Source organism: Rhizobium phaseoli (assembly GCF_003985125.1).
GTDB classification, from domain to species: domain Bacteria; phylum Pseudomonadota; class Alphaproteobacteria; order Rhizobiales; family Rhizobiaceae; genus Rhizobium; species Rhizobium phaseoli.
Window position 1 is genome coordinate 269,185 of record NZ_ML133571.1, and the last position, 14,639, is coordinate 283,823.

At 60.1% G+C, this 14,639-nt stretch carries 20 protein-coding genes and 2 tRNA genes; 12 read left to right on the plus strand and 10 right to left on the minus strand.

Features of this window, described 5'->3' with window-relative positions:
* Nucleotides 1–48: 48 nt before the first annotated feature.
* Both EFD56_RS14880 and EFD56_RS32630 read left to right on the plus strand, forming a co-directional pair.
* The gene (locus EFD56_RS14880) at nt 49–456 is read left to right on the plus strand and encodes a hypothetical protein (protein WP_126905629.1); all 408 of its coding nucleotides are present in this window, start codon (nt 49–51) and stop codon (nt 454–456) included.
* On the plus strand, nt 453–839 hold the full coding sequence (locus EFD56_RS32630; RefSeq protein ID WP_164736832.1) for a hypothetical protein: 387 nt from the start codon (nt 453–455) through the stop codon (nt 837–839). The genes EFD56_RS14880 and EFD56_RS32630 overlap by 4 nt, the downstream gene beginning before the upstream one ends.
* A 163-nt stretch (nt 840–1,002) precedes the next feature.
* Here EFD56_RS32630 and EFD56_RS14890 read toward each other — a convergent pair.
* A tRNA-Cys gene (locus EFD56_RS14890) sits at nt 1,003–1,076 on the minus strand.
* Nucleotides 1,077–1,336: 260 nt separating this feature from the next.
* On the opposite strand from EFD56_RS14890, the gene EFD56_RS14895 reads away from it, so the two are divergent.
* Complete coding sequence (locus tag EFD56_RS14895; protein ID WP_037138324.1) at nt 1,337–1,675, plus strand: KTSC domain-containing protein; 339 nt, start codon at nt 1,337–1,339, stop codon at nt 1,673–1,675.
* Nucleotides 1,676–1,726: 51 nt separating this feature from the next.
* Here the strand turns inward: EFD56_RS14895 and EFD56_RS14900 are convergent, their stop codons facing one another.
* Both EFD56_RS14900 and EFD56_RS33145 read right to left on the minus strand, forming a co-directional pair.
* A complete protein-coding gene (locus EFD56_RS14900; protein WP_037138322.1) occupies nt 1,727–2,014 on the minus strand; it encodes a hypothetical protein in 288 nt (95 codons plus the stop codon).
* A 94-nt stretch (nt 2,015–2,108) separates the two neighbouring features.
* Nucleotides 2,109–2,423 carry a membrane protein gene (locus EFD56_RS33145; protein ID WP_037138320.1) on the minus strand — a complete coding sequence of 105 codons (315 nt, stop codon included), beginning with the start codon at nt 2,421–2,423 and terminating at the stop codon, nt 2,109–2,111.
* A gap of 117 nt (nt 2,424–2,540) precedes the next feature.
* On the opposite strand from EFD56_RS33145, the gene EFD56_RS14910 reads away from it, so the two are divergent.
* Nucleotides 2,541–2,615 (plus strand) — tRNA-Asn (locus EFD56_RS14910).
* A 389-nt stretch (nt 2,616–3,004) separates the two neighbouring features.
* Here EFD56_RS14910 and EFD56_RS14915 read toward each other — a convergent pair.
* Nucleotides 3,005–3,208, minus strand: coding sequence for a CsbD family protein (locus EFD56_RS14915; protein WP_004671283.1), 204 nt, complete (start codon nt 3,206–3,208; stop codon nt 3,005–3,007).
* Nucleotides 3,209–3,347: 139 nt separating this feature from the next.
* Nucleotides 3,348–3,527: a hypothetical protein gene (locus EFD56_RS33150; RefSeq protein WP_080574718.1), complete on the minus strand. Its 180-nt coding sequence runs from the start codon at nt 3,525–3,527 to the stop codon at nt 3,348–3,350.
* A gap of 298 nt (nt 3,528–3,825) precedes the next feature.
* On the opposite strand from EFD56_RS33150, the gene EFD56_RS14925 reads away from it, so the two are divergent.
* The 4 genes from EFD56_RS14925 to EFD56_RS14940 all read left to right on the plus strand — a co-directional run bounded on the left by EFD56_RS14925 (nt 3,826) and on the right by EFD56_RS14940 (nt 5,933).
* The gene (locus EFD56_RS14925; protein ID WP_010007046.1) at nt 3,826–4,035 is read left to right on the plus strand and encodes a hypothetical protein; all 210 of its coding nucleotides are present in this window, start codon (nt 3,826–3,828) and stop codon (nt 4,033–4,035) included.
* The gene (locus EFD56_RS14930; protein WP_037138318.1) at nt 4,032–4,301 is read left to right on the plus strand and encodes a hypothetical protein; all 270 of its coding nucleotides are present in this window, start codon (nt 4,032–4,034) and stop codon (nt 4,299–4,301) included. The genes EFD56_RS14925 and EFD56_RS14930 overlap by 4 nt, the downstream gene beginning before the upstream one ends.
* A gap of 188 nt (nt 4,302–4,489) precedes the next feature.
* A complete protein-coding gene (locus EFD56_RS14935) occupies nt 4,490–5,410 on the plus strand; it encodes a hypothetical protein (protein WP_064818065.1) in 921 nt (306 codons plus the stop codon).
* Nucleotides 5,411–5,573: 163 nt separating this feature from the next.
* Nucleotides 5,574–5,933, plus strand: coding sequence for a low affinity iron permease family protein (locus EFD56_RS14940; RefSeq protein ID WP_004671286.1), 360 nt, complete (start codon nt 5,574–5,576; stop codon nt 5,931–5,933).
* An 11-nt stretch (nt 5,934–5,944) separates the two neighbouring features.
* Here EFD56_RS14940 and EFD56_RS14945 read toward each other — a convergent pair whose 3' ends face one another.
* Both EFD56_RS14945 and EFD56_RS14950 read right to left on the minus strand, forming a co-directional pair.
* Entirely contained in the window at nt 5,945–6,349 is a 405-nt protein-coding gene (locus EFD56_RS14945) for a low affinity iron permease family protein (RefSeq protein WP_004671289.1), read from the minus strand.
* A 216-nt stretch (nt 6,350–6,565) separates the two neighbouring features.
* Nucleotides 6,566–6,865 (minus strand): DUF6074 family protein, encoded by a 300-nt coding sequence (locus EFD56_RS14950; protein ID WP_004671291.1) that lies wholly within the window; start codon nt 6,863–6,865, stop codon nt 6,566–6,568.
* A gap of 192 nt (nt 6,866–7,057) precedes the next feature.
* On the opposite strand from EFD56_RS14950, the gene EFD56_RS14955 reads away from it, so the two are divergent.
* Entirely contained in the window at nt 7,058–8,326 is a 1,269-nt protein-coding gene (locus EFD56_RS14955) for a glycerate kinase type-2 family protein (RefSeq protein WP_126905661.1), read from the plus strand.
* A gap of 12 nt (nt 8,327–8,338) precedes the next feature.
* Here the strand turns inward: EFD56_RS14955 and EFD56_RS14960 are convergent, their stop codons facing one another.
* Nucleotides 8,339–9,292 carry an NAD-dependent epimerase/dehydratase family protein gene (locus EFD56_RS14960; protein WP_126905631.1) on the minus strand — a complete coding sequence of 318 codons (954 nt, stop codon included), beginning with the start codon at nt 9,290–9,292 and terminating at the stop codon, nt 8,339–8,341.
* A gap of 94 nt (nt 9,293–9,386) precedes the next feature.
* A complete protein-coding gene (locus tag EFD56_RS14965) occupies nt 9,387–10,343 on the minus strand; it encodes a lytic transglycosylase domain-containing protein (protein WP_126905632.1) in 957 nt (318 codons plus the stop codon).
* A gap of 182 nt (nt 10,344–10,525) precedes the next feature.
* On the opposite strand from EFD56_RS14965, the gene EFD56_RS14970 reads away from it, so the two are divergent.
* Complete coding sequence (locus EFD56_RS14970) at nt 10,526–11,095, plus strand: hypothetical protein (RefSeq protein WP_039619341.1); 570 nt, start codon at nt 10,526–10,528, stop codon at nt 11,093–11,095.
* 59 nt (nt 11,096–11,154) lie between these two features.
* On the opposite strand, the gene EFD56_RS14975 is transcribed toward EFD56_RS14970, so the two are convergent.
* A complete protein-coding gene (locus tag EFD56_RS14975) occupies nt 11,155–11,814 on the minus strand; it encodes a peroxiredoxin (RefSeq protein WP_004672227.1) in 660 nt (219 codons plus the stop codon).
* A gap of 544 nt (nt 11,815–12,358) precedes the next feature.
* On the opposite strand from EFD56_RS14975, the gene EFD56_RS14985 reads away from it, so the two are divergent.
* Both EFD56_RS14985 and EFD56_RS14990 read left to right on the plus strand, forming a co-directional pair.
* The gene (locus EFD56_RS14985) at nt 12,359–12,946 is read left to right on the plus strand and encodes an ANTAR domain-containing response regulator (RefSeq protein ID WP_064825174.1); all 588 of its coding nucleotides are present in this window, start codon (nt 12,359–12,361) and stop codon (nt 12,944–12,946) included.
* A gap of 37 nt (nt 12,947–12,983) precedes the next feature.
* Nucleotides 12,984–14,267, plus strand: coding sequence for a CmpA/NrtA family ABC transporter substrate-binding protein (locus EFD56_RS14990; RefSeq protein WP_183819676.1), 1,284 nt, complete (start codon nt 12,984–12,986; stop codon nt 14,265–14,267).
* Nucleotides 14,268–14,639 lie beyond the last annotated feature (372 nt).

The following is a 14,639-nucleotide window of genomic DNA, read 5'->3' on the forward strand; positions in this document are numbered from 1 at the left end:
ATCTACCTCGCCTGAGACAGGCAAGATCCTAAAATCCGGAGATCACCAATGCTTGAGAAATCCGTTCAGGCCGCCGGCGAAGCCATGCTTACCCGCCGCCAACTCATCGCCGCCTCGGCCGCCGTTGCCGTCGGCGTCGCCGCCATCGCGCCGATCGCAGCTCATGCGGCCGCTGCGGATCCGCTGCTGGACGCGGTCGCTGCTTTCCGGTCTGGCATGGCGGATTACAACGCCAACGCGCCGCAAGATGATCCTGGGGCGAATGCCTACAGCCTGATCTCGTGGATGCCGCCACATGCGGTCCTGGCAAACTGGACGGCACCCGCCACCACCCGGGACGGCGCCATGGCCGCGCTTCGCCTCGCGGTCGACGAGGAGGAGACGGGAGACAGCCCCCTGGTCGGTCCGATGATGCGGGCAGCGCTCGCATACCTCGAGCAGGAGGGCCGGCTATGACGAGGATCACCCGCCGGCGCCTCCTTGCTGGCGTCGCCGCTGCATCGCTCCCTGTGGCTCTGCCGGCGGAGGCAGCGGGCTTGGATGACGTTTCCATCGTCCGGATGCTGATCGACGCCCACAAGGCCGCCGTGGGCCGTTGGGACGACCTGGCAGTGGTATGGCCCGACGAGGAATCCGTTGCTTTATGGGAAAAGCTGAGCGCGGAAAAGGACGATGCCGCCGCGGCCGTCTGCTTCTACCGGCCGACGACGATCGAGGGCGTCCACGCAAAGGCCGAATACATCTTTGGCTGCGAGGACTTCGTCGACCAGGAAGCGAACGATGATTGGACCCGAGCGGAGCTGGTCAGCGGCTTTCTGCCGCCGGTCATGGGAACGTGAATCGGGGCGTTCCATGTTGCATTCCATGTCGCGTGGATTCGCCGTGGCTTGACGGAAATCGTTGGAAACCAAGGGAACTGGCTTGCAACATGACGCGACATGAAAATAACCGGGAGACGGTGGCGCCACCTGGTTAACTTCATGATTTCATTGTGGAAAAGTTTGGAGGCCTCGCCCGGAATTGAACCGGGGTACAAGGATTTGCAGTCCTCTGCGTCACCACTCCGCCACGAGGCCTCACATGCTCATTATCTGAGCCGTGGCGAGCGTTTAGAATGATCGTAAGGAAATCGCAAGAGGGCATTTTGCAAAAACGCCATTCCCCGGCAGCCGACAAGACCATTTTTCGATCGCGGAACAGGTCCGGCCTTAGGCTGAAACGTCCTCTTGGCGATCGTGCCCTGCTTCGAACCAACAACAGCATTCGAACGAACTCTTAACTTGACTTCGAACGTCTGCCTGCCATCTTCCGCCCTGGGAGGGTGAAGGAGCTGCTGATGGAATGGGCTGCCCTTAAGTCGAAGCAGGGACGTGCCGCGTATGATGCCGAAACCGGCGATCTCCGCGTAAAGTTCTCTGGTTCCGCGCCGGTGAGACATGCCGACATTCCGCCGCATGTCTACCAGAACCTGCTGGAAACGAATGATCCCCATTTCTATTACCAGTACTATATCGCGCCCTCGCGCGTCCCGCCGGCTCGTCGGGGGCCGATCTCGATGATCACCTATGGGCTGAAGCTCGTTCTGCTTCTCGCCGCCTGCAGCCTGTTGATGGCGACCGACCTCGATCCCGGCCATGGCGGGATTTTCGAGGAAAGCGAACTGAGATCGAATTAGGACCACCGCCGGGATTCATACGTCTCGATCCCGGCAGCCGGCATGGCCCATTCAGGCAACGTTGCTGACAGTCGCAAGCGAGGTCCTGCTCCGGGAGCGGTAGCGGCGTTCGTCCCGGCCCCGGTCGTTGTCGCCGTCGCGCTCGTTGCGGCCGTTAAAATTGCGATAGTTGCGAGGCCCGCTATAGCCGCCGCCCTGGCCTTGATCGATGACGCAGCCTTCCGGACGGCGGCAGATACCGCTGGCGTCAAATCCGCGGCTGTCGACAGGTTGGGCTCCGGCCGCCCCTGCCGAAAGAATCGCCGCCGCTGACAGGACGACAATCAAGAATACCTTCATCACCTCACCCCGCGGACGATCGTGGCACGTTTGGAGCTCCATAAACCACAACGCGAAAAGCGATCACCGTGGGCGGGCTCTTCGGCGTTCACCGTTATCCGGCCGGCCTTCGCCGCCTGTGCCACCAGACCGCCAGCCTGCGCCGAAGCCTGCGCGCTACCGGAAGATCATGCGAGAGCACCAGGAGGCCGAGCGGCAGCATCCAGAAACCCAGAATCGGGAGAAAGCCCAGGAATCCACACAAGACGAGGGCCACGCCGATTGTCATACGCCCAACGCGCGAACGCGGCATTCCAATGCTGAAGGCGCCGAGCATAAGCCTGTGGCTTGCGTGATCGATGCCGAAGCGCCGTGCCCGCACCTTGCGCTTATCGCTGCCCGCGCCCTGGCGATCATTCCTATTTGTCATTTCCCAGAGATGGGCATAGGCTACCCAAATACAAGTTCATTTCATTTTTTTGAAAAAACCGCTTGGCAAATCGGGCAAGCATTTGTATTAGCCCACTCACACCGCGCCAAGCAGTGATCCCTGGTAGCTCAGCGGTAGAGCATTCGACTGTTAATCGACAGGTCGCCGGTTCGAATCCGGCCCGGGGAGCCATTTTTCGAAATAACTGCTTGTTTTTGTCGAGAAATCGAAAAATAGGCACCTGTTTCCCCACTTTCCCTTCCCATTTTTTGAACGCCTTCGCGGCCTGTGGCCTATAGCGCCTCCTTCACTAGCCCTAAATCGGCACCCCCTACTCCTTGCATAAATTCACAAGGCGCATAGATTCAATCCATCAGATAGCTTTTGGCAGGTGACCACGGATGTACTGGCACCGTGCTGATGCAATCAAAGAAGGTCGGCGCGAACGGTCGCGCCGACCTTTCTTTTTATCCAAAGGCCGTTCTGTGGCTACTGCCGATAATTCCCGTGCCGGCCCGATATCTTAATCTGCTGGCGTCGGGGTGCTAAACCGACGGAATCCCCTGCCCGGTTTATGCCGATTACCAAGTCTGCCGACGACACCAGTCATCGATATCCTTCTTGGTACGGTCTTTCTCGTAGCCGTAGCGCTCCTGGATCTTGCCTTCGAGCTGATCGCGCTTACCATCGATGACGTCAAGGTCATCGTCGGTCAGCTTGCCCCACTGCTCCTTGACCTTACCTTTCGCCTGCTTCCAGTTACCTTCGACGCGATTCCAATCCATGGTTATTTCCTCCTATCGCTAGATAAGAGGAACGGAGTCGAGCGACAAGTGTTCCGCTTCGTCGGGCTGCCAACCATTGCAGAGCCGACATTTGTCCAAAGGTCAGCGCCGGCATCAGATTTGGAACCGAGACAACTGTCTAATAGCTGCACGAACGTCCGTCACCGGGTCGGAAGCCATCGGCACAGGCCGGGTTCATCGAGTCTCCTGGCTGATATGCGGACGCCGAGCCATAGGAATTCGGCGCCGTCGAGCAGGCGGAGGCGATAGCGGCAAGAGTGATTGCTCCGGCGGCTGCAAATAACCGAAATCTGTTCATGGATGTTTCTCCCATTTCCGCTTTGACCGAACCGCGAGAGCCCCCCAGGAATATCGGGAGAGTTCCCAGAGCTCATCGCGGCGCATCATCCTGCCCCTAAAGATATAGGCGCTCTCTCAACCGACGTTAGTTCCAGCCGCGCAGATTCTCGCCGTCCGCTAGACATTTGCGTGCGAGCAGCCGCTTTGGTTGCTCTCTGCAGCATCGCAAGTCCTGCTTGACTTGAACGGCAACCAGAACATAATAGGAACATCGGCGCAGACAAAACCTGGTTGGAGTTCTGAAGGAGATCGAGGTCGTGCGTCCTGAGGCAGCTGAGAAACTGGCAGAAGAAGCGTTGAGAGGAGAAGTCGACGCAGTCGTCGCTTTTCACGATGGCGACATTCGTGCCGCCCTCACGACGCTGCTGCTGGATTGCCATCATCTGCGACTTCAGCTTGCCCTCAGCGATAAGGGCATGAGCCGCGGCATGACAGCTGAGCGGACAACCGGTGTCGAAGGGATATGAAACATCGTCGCGGCATCGGACTGGCGCCCCCCGATCACCATGCTGTCGAAATCGACACGGTGACGCTGACGACCCTACCGCAATGGTACGTCATTTACGCCCGTTGCCGCGCATGCCAGCGCCAAACGCTGATCGAGCGGCGGGACGTTGCCCGTCGCGGTAGCCGCGACCTGTCTCTCGCCGAACTGGCCAAGCGCCTCAAATGCCGGCGATGCGGCAACCGTTCCGGCAATCTGCTGTTCCTCGAGATGCTCCCTCGCGATTGAAGAGATCTCCAAAGCTACTCTGCGTCGGCCGGGAACAAACACCGTGCAGAAAAGTTGTGTGGCACCAACCACGTAACGTCGACTTTGACAGGAGGTCTCTCATGGGTCGCGGTATTCTACTTTGGCTGCTCGGTGTCCCACTGCCTATCATCATACTTCTGGCTTTGTTTATGCGATAGGAGCGAATCATGTCGGTCTCAACGACAGGTTCCGGAGAGGTTGTTGCTCCGGTTGAATCCTCAAAATCCGCCATGACATGGGGACCTATCTTCGGCGGGGCGGCCGCCGCTATCGGCGTGACCCTCATCCTTCTGCTTCTGGGATCGGGGCTCGGGCTGACGATGGTGTCGCCCTGGTCGGGGCAAAGCAGCTCGCTCGGCACACTTGGCGTCACGGCGGCGATCTGGCTCGTGCTCGTGCAATGGCTCTCCTCCGCTCTCGGGGGCTATGTTACCGGGCGGCTGCGCACAAAATGGGCTGCGGTCCACACCGATGAAGTTTTCTTCCGCGACACCGCCCATGGTTTCATAAGCTGGGCACTGGCGACGATCTTTGTCGCCGGTTTCCTTGCGTCGTCGCTGACATCGCTCGCCAGCGCCGGCGCACAGGCGGTGGGATCGACCGCGCAAGCCGTCGGCTCGACTGCCGCTGCCGCCGGCACGGCAGCAGCGGCGTCGGCAACATCGCCCCTGGATCTGCCCACCGCCTATTTCACAGACGCCTTATTGCGTCCTGATCAGGCGCGTGCGGCAGCGCCATCGAACGATGCCGCGGCAACATCGGAAGTCTCCCGCATTCTCCTCAACGGCGCCGCCGAGGGGCAAATTCCTGATGACGACAAAGCCTATCTTGCCTCCATCGTCGCTGCGCGGACCGGTCTTTCCGAAGCCGATGCGCGCGCCCGCGTCGACACCGTGCTGAAGCGTATCGACGATGCCAAGGTCGCCACGCAGAAAGCTGCCGACGAGGCACGCAAGGCCGCCTCCACCACGGCCCTGCTCGGATCCCTGTCACTTCTGGTCGGCGCTTTCATCGCCGCGGCAGCCGCGGCTTTCGGGGGATCGCAACGCGATGAAGAGGAAGATCTCATCGTGACCTCCAGGATCTAAAGAACGAATCGAACGGGGGCGAGCTCGACGCTGCGCCCCCGTTTTCTTTGGCACACCGGCTGACATCGACTGGCGGCAACGGGGCGACCGCCTTTATCAAAAGGCTCAATGGACACCGCGCGGTTCTGCACCATCTTCTCCTACAGGGGCTGTGGAGAGCCGTATGCGCTGGCGCTTTCGACGAATTTCCGACCTGCTCGTTTCCTGGACAGGGCATCGCGCGATCCCGGTCGCGCTGATCGCATTGGCTGTCACATGGACAGCAGTCGGCCTGAGCTTTTCCTTTCCACGGCAGTGGTTTTTGCTGACCAACATGGCAGGGACACTCATCACATTCTTTATTTTGCTGCTGCTGCAACAGTCTCAGAATCGAGACATGAAAGCGCTTCACACCAAGCTCGACGAACTGATCCGATCGAGCGAAGCAGGAAACCATTGGATTTCGGCGGAAAAGAAAGACGCTGACGCGATTGAAGGCATGCGCCAGCAACATCAAGAGCAGATTTCGGAGGAGCGGGCTTGAGAGCGATGCGTTTAAATTGACGTCTCGGCGGCGGATCTTTCTTCCGCTTCCTCCTCCATGTGTTCAGCCTTTTCAGCAAGGGTCTTGCTCATTTCTCGGAGTTCGCCCTCGTCCAGCTTCTCGATACCAACAAATTTATTGGCGGCCTGGCTTGTCAGAATGAGCTCATCAAGCTTGGCCTGCAGAGCCTTGCCGTCGCGGTTCTGGCTGTTCTGCAACACAAACACCATAAGGAAGGTGATGATCGTGGTCGTCGTGTTGATCACCAGCTGCCAAGTTTCGGAATAATCGAAAAAGGGTCCGGAAACCGCCCAGACAAGCACGAGCATCAGGGCTGCGACAAAGGTGAACGGCCTTCCCGACAGCTCGGCGACGGTGGTTGCGAAGGAAGAGAAGAAGTTGGATTTGTTGGACATTTAAGAGGGCTCCCGCAGCGTCAATGCTGTCAATCGACAACATCAACTCCATATCTGCGCGGAAGTTCCTTATGCGCTCCAGACCGGCGACGGCGCCCTCACTCCGCCAGATTGCCATCCAGGCGCTCTGCCGCGGACTTCATGCATAAAGTGCGGCTTAACTCTCGGTTTTTGTGGCTGCTCCAGAAACAGCCGCATGTTTTCGGGCGCCACGCGTCAGCGTTTTTGAGATTTGGCGACAGCCCGCTTTTGATGGCTAAGGACGAGCTCGATCTGGACATCCTGCTGAAACTCCAGCACCTGCTGACGGACATCGCTCTCCGCAATGCCCGCGGCCAACAACTGGTCGGCCAGCCTGCGGCATTCGGCCTTCCAGAATTCGATCGCGTCCGCACCATGACGCCGGCCTAGTTCTCGGGCGCAGCGCTCGATATTGGCGATTCCGGTAGCGGAGGGAAAGGCAATGACCTTGCCTTCATGAGAGGCGGCAGGGCGGCGGGTCGTTTCAGTAGCCATCGAACACAGGTTTCCTTTGATCCTATGTGTTGTCTACGGGACGATGGTTAATGCTTTCTATTCGTTTGCCTGGTTCGACGGCAAGACTTGGCTCCGCGTGGTCACATCGCACTGTCTTCGACCTTGACGGCGGCCCGCCGATGCGCCGACAGTCTCGGTCGTGACCGACACCTCAGCCAGCAGAGACCAATGATGACAATAACCGCCGCCCCCCGCGACTTCCTGAAAAGCCTGTTCGACGCGGCGGTTCGCGCCGCCGATCCGTTGACCGGCATAAAGGCCCGTCTGCCGGAGAAGCCGAAAGGCAGAACCGTGGTGATCGGCGCCGGCAAGGGCGCGGCGCAGATGGCCCAAGCGCTCGAAAGCGTCTGGGACGGACCGCTCGAGGGACTGGTGGTCACCCGATACGGCTACGGCTGCGACACGCGCCACACCGAGATCATCGAGGCGGCTCACCCGGTGCCCGATGCGGCGGGGCTTGCTGCGGCAAGGCGGTTGATGGAAACGGTGAACCAGCTGACGGAAGACGATCTGGTGATTGCTCTCGTCTGCGGCGGCGGCTCGGCGCTGCTGCCCGCCCCGCCGAAGGGACTGACCCTTGAAGACGAGATTGCACTCAACGAAATGCTGCTTGCTTCGGGCGCGCCGATCTCGGCGATGAATGTCGTGCGCAAGCATCTCTCCACCATCAAAGGCGGCAGACTTGCGGCGGCGACGAAAGCGAGGGTCGTCAGCCTGATCGTGTCCGACATTCCGGGCGATAATCCCGCCCATGTCGCCTCAGGGCCGACCGTGCCCGACAGTTCAACTCGGCACGAGGCCCTCGAGATTATCAGGCAATACGGATTGCCGCTGCCGCAGGCCGCCCTCGATCATCTGAACTCGCCGAAAGCTGATGCGCCTCGTCCGGACGATCCGGTGTTTTCCCGGCACGAGCATCACATCATTGCCTCGGCCGGCGTATCGCTGGAGGCAGCGGCCGCCCAGGCGAAAGAGCAAGGGATCGAAGCGGCTATCCTTTCCGATGCGATCGAAGGTGAATCGCGCGACGTGGCGCTGGTGCATGCGGCGATCGCCCGCGAGGTGCTCGGTCGGAACAGGCCTTTTTCGAAGCCGGTCGTCATCCTGTCCGGCGGCGAGACGACGGTGACGCTCCGGGGCAAGGGCGGCAAGGGCGGGCGCAACGGCGAGTTCGCGCTCGCCATGGCGCTCGCGATCGACGGACAGCAGGACATTCATGTCCTTGCCGCCGACACGGACGGCATCGACGGCTCGGAAGACAATGCCGGCGCCTTTGCCGATGGCGGCACAGTCAAGCGCCTTCGCACCGCCGGGCTCGACGCGCGCCGGCTGCTTGACGGCAATGACAGCTATTCGGGCTTTGCTGCCGTCGGCGACCTCTTCGAAACGGGGCCGACCGGAACCAACGTCAATGATTTCAGAGCCATTCTGATCGGTTAAGACCCGGCCGGATCACGCCGTGATCCGCCCCTGCCCGACAAGCCAGCCGACCGATTCCTGCACCGCCTGCAGCGACGTATATCGCGGCGTGTAACCGAGCAGGCGTGCGGCTTTGGCGATCGAGCAATTCGGACTGCGGGCAATATGCTCCCATGTCGCCTCCGCATCCTCGGCCGTCTGGCCTTCGGCCCAGACGTCGAACGGGGCGAAGGTGAGGTTCGGTTCTCGCCCGAACCAGCGCGACATCGCCTCCGCATAACCGCGAAGGGTCAGGGCCTGCTCCGAAACCGCGTGGAAACTTTCTCCGATCGATGCGTTCCAGCGGGCAATTGCATCCATGAACATCGCCGCCACGTCATCGGCGTGGACGTGATGAACGGTCTCCAGGCCGAAATTGGGCAGGGCCAGGGTTTCGCCGCGGGCAAGGGTCGAGAAGACCTCCAGGTTGAAATTGCCGGCCGGATTGAGTGGCGCCCATCCGGTGCCGACGATGTGGCCGGGGTGGATGATGGTTGCCGGGAAGCCTTGCAGCCGTGCCTGCTGCAGCAGATAGGTTTCGATCGCCGCCTTCTGGATACCATAGTCACCGAAGGGAGACTTCGGCGCCTCCTCCCGTGTCGGCACTGTCGTGGGGTAACCATGTGTCCAGATCGTGCCGGTGTGCAGGAAGTGGCCGACATGCCCGGACAAGGCCGTCACCAGTTGCTCGGCACTTTCCAGCGTGAAGCAGATCATGTCGATGACGATATCGGCCTTCAATGCGCGCACGGCTTTGCCGAATTCGCCGGCCCGCTCCATCCCGGCCCGATCCATCTGGCGCTGGTCGACGCAGGCCCAGGCGTGGTTTTCCCTATAAGGCTTCGCCGCGCCGCGGCTGATGGTGACGACGTCGTGCCCCGCCTCCACCAGACGCGGAACAAGATAGGTTCCGACATGGCCCGTCGCCCCGATGACCAAAACCCGCATTGTCGTTCCTCCCTTGGCATGATCCGCACCGACTATGCTGCGCCGACCCAAGATCCTGCAAGCGGAGTTTTCCCCGGAATGGCTAACCGCCCGGCTATTGATTCTTGAAAACCAGACAGGTGCCGCCGTGCCGGCGGATCTGGTTGCAGACGTCGTTGGCTTCCATGCGCGTCTGCCGGGCGATGCGGGCGACATAACGCGGACGGAAACCGAAGCTGCGGTCGCGCTGGCGCAGGATCAGCGGCTGCTCCGCATCCAGGGGCGAAGGCAGATCCTGCACGGCATCGAGAAACAGGCGCCGGGCCACCGCTACATCGGCATTCGCGGCCAGCTGAACGCCCCAGGGCGCCCAGTTGCCCTCCTGACGCCAGGGCGTTTCCTTCAACCTCCGCCTTTCGGCGAGCGCAACGCAGCCATCGAGAAAGGGCTTGTCCTTATCGAGCGGGGCTGCGGCATTCTCCGGCGGGTTATCCTTCCATTCCTCGACCGTATGGGCAGTGATCGCCATCACATAACCCCGCGTCTCGTAAGGTAATCTGCCTGACGTAAGATAAGCGGCAAGACCGTTTTCGCCGGCATTATAGGCGGCCGCGGCAAGGCCGAGATTGCCGAACCGATTTCGCAACTCGTCGAGATACTGCGCCGACTTCCTGAGCGCTTCCAATACCTGATAGCTGTCTTCGAGGCCGCGCAGTTTCGCCGTTCCGGGCATGAACTGCGCAATTCCCTGCGCTCCCTTGAAGCTGACGGCATCGGGGCGAAAGGTGCTCTCACGCCAGATGAGACGGGCGAAATAATCCGGCGGCAACTGATTGGCCGCGGCGAAATGCTCGATCGCGGCGCAGAGATCGCGATTGAAATTGTCCTTGCGGATGCAGAGCGTCTCGCCTGATCCCGAGGCCGAAGGCCCCGAATAGAGACAGGCCGGCTCGGCAGTGCTCTCTTCCGGCCGAGCCTTTGGCGTGCCCGCCATGGAAAGCAGGAAACAGAGCGAAAGCATGGCCTTCGCCGATCTCCTCACCATATCGGACTGACGCTTTCGCCCTATCATTGGATCTCGGCAGGTTCGACTTCCATCGCGACGCCTATCTTAGATACCATCAATCCAGGCGCGACGCTTCCCCATTTGGCCCGGACGGTCTGAGCTTTCCAATTTTCGTCTTTCATGCGAAAAAGCGCTCGCAGCCGACGACGATCTATTAGACGCCCCGGCCACCAGAGTGGAGACCAAACATGGGTGTGACTAAGATCGCTATAGGCGCAATACTGCTGGGCACCATTCACCCCGTTTCAGCTTTTGCGGTAAACGCCGAACACGCGACGGCAGCGGGTCCTCTAGCGAATCATGACGATGCGGTCATCAATACGTTTCAGGTGATGTGCACGCTTGAGCCCGAAAATTTTGAACGTATCAGCGCCACAGCGCAGGCGATGTCCATGCGGAAGTCAACGGATAAGACGGAAAAGCAAACTGCAGACATCACGCGTCATGTCGAAGTCTTTGAAGGAACTCTCACCACTGGTCGCTTCAGCTTGCTTCTCGAGAAGATCAGCGGTCCCGCTATCAACGCCACAAACTGCGGAGTGGCATCAAATACACAGGACAAACGCGCATTTTTTGATGACATGGTCAGAACTCTTCACCTGAGCCAGAGCGGCTCCACACGAACCAGCCTAAATGGCAATCCGCTGACAACGTGGGACGATGTTTACGGCCCTCACACATTTCTCGATTTCACAGATCTCAGGGGGAGCAATGGCGTTCTGGTCCAGTTGTTGGATGCGCCAGCGAAACCTGAATAGCCCTGATCACAAAAAAGCCGCCGGGCCAATGGCCACGGCGGCGGGCTTCACAGCAGCGATCAGGCCGACGGCTGCTTCGTCTTTCTCAGATACGGCAGCACCGTATCGAAGGAGCCGAAGCGCGTGATCGCGTCTTCGTTGGACACCGCGGCGGTGATGATGACGTCCTCGCCCTGATTCCAGTTCGCCGGCGTCGCCACCTGGTGCTTTGCCGTCAGCTGGATGGAATCGATGGCGCGCAGGATCTCGTTGAAATTCCGGCCGGTCGTCATCGGGTAGGTCAGGATCAGCTTGATCTTCTTGTCAGGGCCGATGATGAAAACCGAACGCACCGTCGCGTTGTCGGCAGGCGTGCGGCCTTCCGAGCTCTCGCCGGCGCCGGCCGGCAGCATGTCGTAGAGCTTGGCGACCTTGAGATCCTTGTCGCCGATCAGCGGATATTCGACGTCGAAGCCGGTAGCCGTCTTGATGTCGCCCTTCCACTTGGCATGGCTTTCCACAGGATCGACGGAGATACCGATGATCTTGGCGCCACGCTTGGAAAATTCGCCCGCCAGGCCGGCCATGGCGCCGAGCTCGGTGGTGCAGACGGGCGTGAAATTCTTCGGGTGCGAGAACAGAACCGCCCAGCCATTGCCGATCCAGTCATGGAAGCTGATCGGTCCCTGCGTGGTGTCGGCAGTAAAATCGGGGGCAATATCGTTGATACGCAAGCTCATGGTCGGCCCTCCAAAGCCTTGTGTTAAATGTCGTTCATCTCAAATCGAGGGCATGGAACCCGTCCGCCGGAAGCGGTCGCGAGATTACGATGATCAGGATCGCGCCCGCCCACAGTAACAGCTTCCCATCCCAGGATTTTAACTAGGTTATATATCACGATAACCGAAGGCATGCTCTTTCGATTTCCGGCCCGGCGCCGCATTATTTTTTCCCGCGGGCGCACAATGAAAGGGGTCAAAGCAGGCGCAACCGCCGCCCGCGCTCAGTCAGCCTGGATGATTTGATCCTGTCGAGGCCGCTGACAGCAGGCGAAATCGTCCTGGACGCCTTGAGCACCCTTCTGCCATTCAAAAACTTCCACGGTCTCATCGACTACTTCCAAAGATGACCGTATCGACGCCAGCCTTGGATAGGCTTAGAATGCGTGTGGCTATACTGCGCCCGAAAGCGGCAGTTTGATCATTTTTTGTGCATATTTATTTATGCACACTTTTCAGGCGGGCGCGCTTGCCAAAATTGCTGCAGTGCGTCATGAATATAGCAATGACGCATCTCGATCTGACGATTCTGGTCATCGACGAAAATGCCATTCGCGCCTCGATCATCGAAGAAGGGCTGCGCGAGGCAGGGCATGCGCGCGTCACCGTGGTGCATGAGGTCAACGGCATCGCGCGCACCATCGAAACGCTTATGCCCGATGTGATCATCATCGATATCGAAAACCCCAACCGCGACATGATGGAGCATCTGTTCCAGCTGACGCGCACGGTCAGCCGGCCGATCGCCATGTTCGTCGATCGCTCCGACACGGCCTCGATCGAGGCTGCGGTCGATGCCGGCGTCTCGGCCTATATCGTCGACGGATTGAAGAAGGAACGCGTCAAACCGATCCTCGACATGGCCGTCAGCCGCTTCAATGCCTTCAGCCGATTGCGGCGGGAGCTTGCCGATGCCCGTTCGGCGTTGGAGGAGCGCAAGCTCATCGAGCGCGCCAAGGGCATATTGATGAAGAAACGCGGCCTGAGCGAGGAAGAGGCCTTCGCCCTGCTACGCCAGACTGCGATGAACGAAAAGAAGAAGATGTCGGAAATCGCCCAAAGCGTTGTCACCGCCGCGGGACTTTTGATGTGATGGCGAGCGGCCTCCTAAATTTCCGGAGGAAACCGGAGTGGACATGATCACGAAGACCGCCAGTTCCAGCGGCGGGCTGCCTTCGCCCGCGCATATCAACAATGAAGGCCCGAAAGTGCTGCGGGCCGGCTTCATTCCGCTCGTCGACGCATCGGTACTGATCGCGGCAGCGGAATTCGGCTTCGCGCAGAAGGAAGGCCTGACGCTCGATCTCGTCAAGGACGTCTCCTGGGCGAATGTGCGCGACCGCCTGGCATTCCGCCAATTCGATATCGCCCACATGCTATCGCCGATGCCGGTCGCCTCCATGCTCGGCCTCGGCTCCAATCCCTCGCCGACGATCACACCGTTTTCGCTGGGGCGCGGCGGCAATGCGATCACGCTGTCGACGCGGCTCTTCGACCGGATGCGGGATGACGCCGGGCTGCCGGAAACGGCAAGCGCACTGGATAACGCCTATGCTCTGGCAAAAACGATCGCGGCGACAAAGGCACGCGGCGAGCCGCTGCCGACCTTCGGGGTCACCTATCCCTTCTCCTCGCATAATTACGAATTCCGCTACTGGCTGGCGGCCGGCGGCATCGATCCCGACAAGGACGTCAAACTTGTCGTCGTGCCGCCGCCGCTGACATCGGATGCGCTGGCAGCCGGGGCGATCGACGGCTTCTGCGTCGGTGCGCCCTGGAACATGGTCGCCTCGGAGCGCGGTCTCGGCCGCATCGTTGCCGCCAAACAGGATATCTGGCCGTCGGCGCCGGAAAAGGTGATCGGCATGCGGCCGGATTGGGCGGAAAGTCATCCGGAGACTGTTTCCCGGCTGATCGTGGCGCTCGACGCGGCAGCCCGCTGGTGCGACCTGCCGGACAATCACGACGCGCTGGCCGCCGCCCTTGCCGATCCACGTTATATTGCTGCTCCCGTCGATATCATTCGCCGCGTTCTCGCCGGCGAATTCAGCCTCGATGCTAGAGGAAACCGGCGCATCATCGCCGATTATTTCCAGTTTCATTCCGGCTTCGCCAATTATCCCCGCCCGAGCCACGCGCTTTGGATCTACAGCCAGATGATGCGCTGGGGGCAGGCCGAGGCAAGCCTGAACAAGGCGCGGGCCGCGGCCTCCGCCTACCGCCCGGACCTCTACCGCACGGCTCTCGGCGAGGCCAACGCACCTGGTGACGCCGATATCCGCATCGAAGGCAATGACGAAGGCGACCGCTTCATGGACGGCCACGTCTTCGATCCGACCGACCTGCCGGATTATGTGGCAAGCTTTGCCGTCAAAAGCGCCCTGCCCTTCGCTCCCCACAGCGATGAGATCTGATCCATGCCGGCCTGCACAAAACGCCAGCAAAGTTCGATGCCCGCCGTCACCGCAACGCACAAAAGATTTGCACGTTTTTTGACAGCTGCAAAAACGTGCAGATGGCGGCCTTCTGCAAATTATCTTTATTTTCAACAACTTAAAGAAAATCCTCTAAACTGGCACGCAGTTTGCAAGGCTATTATCGCACAGATCAATGGCGATCAGCGCAGTGTGTGGGCGCAATAGGCGCTCGCAGAAGACCAAGAATTCGGCGTCCAATGGCGGGCGCCACCAGCAAAGCCGCTGATCAGGATATTTCGCGCACCTCGTGCAGCGCAGCCTGACCAGCGGCTTTTTGTTTTTAACCCCCAGCGATGGATCGGCGCGACC